This window comes from Mesobacillus maritimus (genome assembly GCF_023715205.1).
Lineage (GTDB): Bacteria > Bacillota > Bacilli > Bacillales > Cytobacillaceae > Mesobacillus_B > Mesobacillus_B maritimus_C.
The window spans coordinates 1-815 of record NZ_JAMBNR010000052.1 but is presented as its reverse complement, the minus strand read 5'-3'; the positions used below and the strand labels follow the sequence as shown (position 1 = coordinate 815).

The 815-nt window shown below is 33.0% G+C and carries 1 protein-coding gene; it reads left to right on the top strand.

Features of this window, described 5'->3' with window-relative positions; translation table 11 throughout:
- Positions 1-815 (top strand): transposase (locus M3182_RS25535; protein WP_251437752.1); only part of this gene is annotated, 815 nt, incomplete at both ends.

Here is an 815-nt window from a genome sequence, read left to right as displayed (position 1 = left end):
TGCTTCGTAAAATAAATGAGCTTGTAGACTTTAATTTCATACTTGAAGAATTAAAAACAAAATATTGTCTTGATAATGGTCGCAATGCTGTTTCGCCAATTCGTATGTTCAAATATTTACTTCTTAAATCAATTTATGATTTGTCAGATGTAGATGTAATTGAACGTTCGAAATACGATATGTCATTTAAATATTTTCTCGACATGGCCCCAGAGGATTCAGTAATTGACCCAAGCTCATTAACGAAATTTCGTAAACTTCGTCTTCAAGATGTAGGTTTATTAGACATGCTTATTGGCAAAACCGTTGAGATTGCTTTAGAAAAAGAAATCATTAAGAGTAAATCAATTATCGTGGATGCAACACATACTAAAGCCCGTTATAATCAAAAATCACCGAGAGAGTTTTTACAAGAGAAATCAAAAAATGTCCGGAAAGCAGTTTATCAACTAGATGAATCAATGAAAGAAAAATTCCCACCAAAAACGACTTCTAACGAAGTAAATGATGAATTGGATTATTGTCGTAAAGTGATTACTGTTATTGAAACTGAGCCACAAATCGCTGAGATTCCTGCTGTCAAAGAAAAATTAAACGTACTAAAAGAAGTTGTAGAAGATTATGCAGAACAACTAAGTTATTCAAATGATCCAGATGCACGTGTCGGACACAAAACAGCTGACTCTTCTTTTTTTGGATTTAAAACACATATAGCTATGAGTGATGAACGGATTATTACAGCTGCGATTGTTACTACTGGTGAGAAAAGTGATGGAAAGTACCTGAAAGATTTAGTTGAGAAAAGTAAAGAAGCA